At 28.8% G+C, this 4,519-nt stretch carries 5 protein-coding genes and 1 riboswitch; of the genes, 4 read left to right on the top strand and 1 reads right to left on the bottom strand.

Going from position 1 to position 4,519, the window contains the following annotated elements; all coding sequences use genetic code 11:
- On the top strand, window positions 1-187 hold a 187-nt coding region (locus HMPREF2647_RS11385; protein ID WP_218117588.1), incomplete at its 5' end, for a hypothetical protein.
- A gap of 32 nt (window positions 188-219) precedes the next feature.
- Here the strand turns inward: HMPREF2647_RS11385 and HMPREF2647_RS09160 are convergent.
- A complete protein-coding gene (locus HMPREF2647_RS09160) occupies window positions 220-1,131 on the bottom strand; it encodes an ABC transporter substrate-binding protein (RefSeq protein ID WP_046464619.1) in 912 nt (303 codons plus the stop codon).
- A gap of 61 nt (window positions 1,132-1,192) precedes the next feature.
- Window positions 1,193-1,294: riboswitch (TPP riboswitch) on the bottom strand.
- A gap of 467 nt (window positions 1,295-1,761) precedes the next feature.
- Between HMPREF2647_RS09160 and HMPREF2647_RS09155 the strand changes: the two genes are divergently transcribed.
- The 3 genes from HMPREF2647_RS09155 to HMPREF2647_RS11495 all read left to right on the top strand — a co-directional run.
- The gene (locus HMPREF2647_RS09155) at window positions 1,762-3,276 is read left to right on the top strand and encodes a hypothetical protein (protein ID WP_046464618.1); all 1,515 of its coding nucleotides are present in this window, start codon (window positions 1,762-1,764) and stop codon (window positions 3,274-3,276) included.
- A 170-nt stretch (window positions 3,277-3,446) separates the two neighbouring features.
- Window positions 3,447-3,740, top strand: coding sequence for a cassette chromosome ssDNA-binding protein (ssb, locus tag HMPREF2647_RS09150; protein WP_046464617.1), 294 nt, complete (start codon window positions 3,447-3,449; stop codon window positions 3,738-3,740).
- Window positions 3,740-4,519, top strand: a 780-nt coding sequence (locus tag HMPREF2647_RS11495) for a DUF927 domain-containing protein (RefSeq protein ID WP_256326488.1), incomplete at its 3' end; no start/stop codon positions are given. The genes ssb and HMPREF2647_RS11495, both read left to right, overlap by 1 nt.

Raw genomic sequence — 4,519 nt, 5'->3', positions numbered from 1 at the left:
GCTATATTTTTTTACTTTGCAACAGAACCTTTATGTTTCTAAACATGTTCTTTCTCAATTAAGGAAAAATGAAGTAGTTCAGTTATTGCAAAGACTAGGTGGCGGCAATGCAAAAAATGAAGAAATATATTTAGATATTGAAGAGAATGGCAATATTTTAGAAGTAAAAGAGCCTCTTACAATTTAAAAATTGTAGAGACTCTGAATATAAACTTGAATTTAGTTAGCATATCTACTAAATAGTAATTGATTTGTGAAATATTCTTTAGGTTCGATTGTTTGTTTAATCTTACCTGTTTCTTTTAACCATAATTGTAAATCATTGTAGAAATCAGAACTCATTGATAAATCGTTAGTGAAACATTTTGCTGTGGCTTGTATTGTAGATTTATTTAAATTATCGCTTACATCTGTATTTGTATATGAAGAGTAGATATGAATTGCATCTTCAAGATTAGTTTTAATATATTGAATTGCTTTTTGTATAACTTTAATAAATGTTTTGATCTTTTCTTCTTCAAAGTGTAACTTATCAGGGGTAGTGATAAAAATTAATTGGCAAAAGTCAGGAACATTGTAATCTTTTAATGCGAAATAATCGACATTTAATCCTTTACTTTTGGCTTCTAAAATTTCAAAATTTTCAAAGATAAGTGTTGCGGCATCTGCTTTATCATTTAATAATGCATCTGTATGATAAAAACTGTTATTTACAGGTTTAATATCTCCATCTATATATTGAGCACCATCAGCTTCAATCATTGTTTTTGCAATAGCAATACCCCCAAGACCTGGAGCTCCTGGGTACTGGAGACGTTTGCCAATTAAATCTTTTGGTGTTTTAATACCTTTATCTTTTTTATACATTATACCGCCGTTGGTGTGTAAGAATCTTGCGAAGCCTACAACATTTTGGTTGGATGCTTTATCTTCTACTAAATGGATAGGTTCTGTAATTGCGATATCCATTGTACCTTTTTCTATTTCATCTAAAGCATCAAAATGTTCTTTAGGTTCGATCATCTCAATTTCTAGATTTTGTTCCTTAAACCATCCTCTTTCTATTCCTAAGATTAATGGCATATGATCAGGATTTAAAAACCATTCTAAACCAACTCTTAATTTCTCCATAAAAAAATCCTCCAATAACTCAATTTTCTACGCAAAAAAGTGAATTACTGAAAAACATCAAATAATATGTAAATCACTTTCCTACGATGGTACTAACCGACAGGTTCAAGGGTTGAAAGTAAGTACTTTCTCTCAGCAATCAATTGCACCCCTAGTGAATATATTGTTATATACATTTAACATAACATATATTCTAGGTTAATTAAATCTGATATTTTGTTTACATTTACTTTATCATATTATTTCATTTGTATATTTATATCATTTTATCGATCATTTCATAATGTGTAAGATTAATATATTTTGAAGTAATCAAGAGTAAATAAACGGAAATTTCGATTTAATTTAAAAATTATTAGATGCCCGACTAGTTTTTAGAATTAAGTTCCAATTCAAATTACTATAGTTTTTAAACAATAATTATAAGCTATTATCTATATAATTTTTTAAGAACTTGATGTCACTCATTAAAAGATTCGACTCTTTTTTCATATATATGCTCAAAGGAGAACGTTTGTTTTTTATTCTCCATATTATAAAGAATAAATAGTAAATACTATTGAAAAACTTTAACATTGAAATTAGTATTTGTTGATACACAAACTTTAAATATGAAAGCGAGTGAATGCAATGATTAAAAATAAATGGAAAATAGAAATGTGGTTTCAAAGTTTTAATTATTTTATACATAAAATTGATTACGAATTTATACTAAAAGAGTATGCAAAAGATATTTTACCTGAAGAAATTGGAACAAATTATGTAGTGGGAGAAGCACAGCCTAATGAAACTATATATATAAGCTACTTTATAAATACCTCTGATCAAAATATTGAGCAACACACTGTGAAATGTAGTGAAGAGGGTATATTTATCGATAAAATTCCTAGTGGCTTTACTAAAGATACTTTGCCGTATTCTATTGATAGTCAAAGTATGGTGGACATAGATGAACTTTCAAATGAAATCATTGACCAAGGTGTAGATGCTTTAGAAGTGTTAGAATCAACAATTCTAGATACATATTTCACCGAGTTCTTAGCCACAATCAATAAAACAACAGATTTTGCTAAAAAGATAGCTAACAATACTATAAAACAGATTCAAGAAAATATTAATTTAAAAAAAGCTAAATATAAAATAGATTACGAAAAAACTGTAGACAACGTATCTTCTTGGAATACATTTAAAAGTTTGAAAGATATAATAATAGAAATCCATCAAGATTTATCTAGAGAAAATTTTGACGATGTAGTTACAAGTAATTTTTTAACAAAATATCTCATTTACAAAGAAAAACAAGATTCCTATGTTAAGAAAAACATCTCAAACGTAAATAAATCTAAGTACTTTAAACAACTAGTGACAGAAGGTTTAATTAAAGAACGAACAAGTAATTCTCAATACTTTGAAATTGCTAATAGTATTAAACCTTCAACTCATAAAAAAGATAGCTTAAATCAATCTGACGAACTAGATCAATTCAGACAATCTATTATCGGTATTTCTCTCAACTTATATGATCAAAATGATACGTATTTTAAATTTATCCGTAGTATTCTGACAAATAAGTCACGTAAAGTTAATTTAACAATAGATAGCCTGATTGAGTCTCAAAATAATATAAATGAATTTATGAAAAAACAAAACTTACTTAATAATAACGAATTATATTATTTAACGACCATTGAAGATACATTCCACTTTGCATTATTTACTGCTATTTCCGATTTAATCGATGAATTAGTTACACTAGTAAGTAATATCATTCAAAAATCAACTCAATATGATATATTAGTTGCTCTGCATAGTATTACTAATTTAAAGAATGATCTAATTGCCTTAACCTACAAACATGAACAAAAATTAACTCACTTTGAGAGTCTTATTAATGGCTATGCAAGAAATACTAATTTGAAAGCTTTGATTCATAAAACCATTAAAAATAATGTAAAAATGACAGAAAAAGTAGAAGACTCTTTACTCACTGAGCTTAAAAAATATAACATTAGCAACTTTTATAAAAGAGAAAATTTTAATAATAATCCTAATGACTTTCTCGATAAACTAATGATTCAAATAATTAGTAAGTTTTACAAGACACGTTTAGACAGTATTAAAGAAGGACCAAATTTATATTATTAATTCAATAAATATGCCCAACGATTCTTAAATCGTTGGGCTTTTTATTTATTAAACGTTATAGAATCAATGTCCTAAAATTCTCTTTCGAAATCTCAAACCTCTATTTTTCTTTGAGAGTAAAATAAAGTCCATATCACGTAAGTGATAATTTTAGGAGGTAGATAATAGTTATGAAAAGAAATAAAAGTGAATCACAGGAGAAGCTTTATAATTTTGTAATTGCCAAAGCTTTTCAACAATCAGTTGGAAGCATGTTCACTTATAGTGAATTAAGAAAGAAATATAGTGGGGTTTGTAGCACGAATGATCAACGTGAAGTAGGACGTCGTTTTGCTTACTGGATTAAGCACACACCAGGATTACCCTTTGATACTGTAGGTACGAAAAATGGCAGTTTGTTATATCAAAAAATAGGTCCACATCCACGTAATCATAGCAACACTTCGAAAGGAGGTGTTCGCTAATGTCAAAAAATATACTTGAAATAGGACCCTATTTTTTAAATTCAGACGGTTGGTATGAAAACATACCACCTAAAAAAGATGGAGATAGTAAAAGAATAGTTTTTTTGGCTAGTTTTATTGTGATTACAAAAAAATTTCTAGATCCTTCGAAAGGTACTGAAAAAATAGTTATCTCGAATGCTAATGGTCAAGAAAATATCTTTGCGTCCGATATTTTATCATCTCGCAATTTACATTTACTAATCAATTACGGCTATAGTATTAACGAAAAGCGCATCACGTCTTTAAGTAATGCCTTGCAACAAACGCGCAATCTATTATCACCTTCCCACTTGTATGAAGGTGTAGGCATACTAGAAACTCCATTTGGTTCAATTATATCCTTAAATGATGTCTATAAGACCAAAGAATTCAATGCTAACACTCCTTCAGAGCCAATTTGTGATACATCTTATGATTTAGAACCTAAAGGTACGTTTGAAGATTGGTTTAATATGTATCTTAATGAGGTCAAAGGTCATTTTCATTTGGAGTTAGCAACCACATTCGGAATTTCTGCCTTAGTAACAGCATTTCTGAAGCATAAACAAGATGTTACATTTGCTGGTATCATCTTTAGTTTTACAGGTCAGTCATCAACTGGTAAATCAACAGCGGCTGCTTTAGCTGTATCAGTTGCTGGCAACCCTAATAAGGGAAGCGAAACGCTCTTTAGAAGTTGGAATGCTACACGTAATGCACTTGAAAGTTATTTAAGCAACAACTATGGTGTACCACTA

Origin of the sequence: Staphylococcus sp. HMSC035D11, assembly GCF_001836075.1 — a bacterium.
Taxonomy (GTDB): domain Bacteria; phylum Bacillota; class Bacilli; order Staphylococcales; family Staphylococcaceae; genus Staphylococcus; species Staphylococcus hominis.
The sequence above is the reverse complement of the archived record's forward strand: the minus strand, read 5'-3'. Positions and strand labels throughout refer to the sequence as shown.

Bases quoted from the DNA above. Each gene is read 5' to 3' on its own strand.
- HMPREF2647_RS09160 (WP_046464619.1), bottom strand. From the start codon at position 1,131: ATGGAGAAATTAAGAGTTGGTTTAGAATGGTTTTTAAATCCTGATCAT.
- HMPREF2647_RS09155 (WP_046464618.1), top strand. From the start codon at position 1,762: ATGATTAAAAATAAATGGAAAATAGAAATGTGGTTTCAAAGTTTTAAT.
- ssb (WP_046464617.1), top strand. From the start codon at position 3,447: ATGAAAAGAAATAAAAGTGAATCACAGGAGAAGCTTTATAATTTTGTA.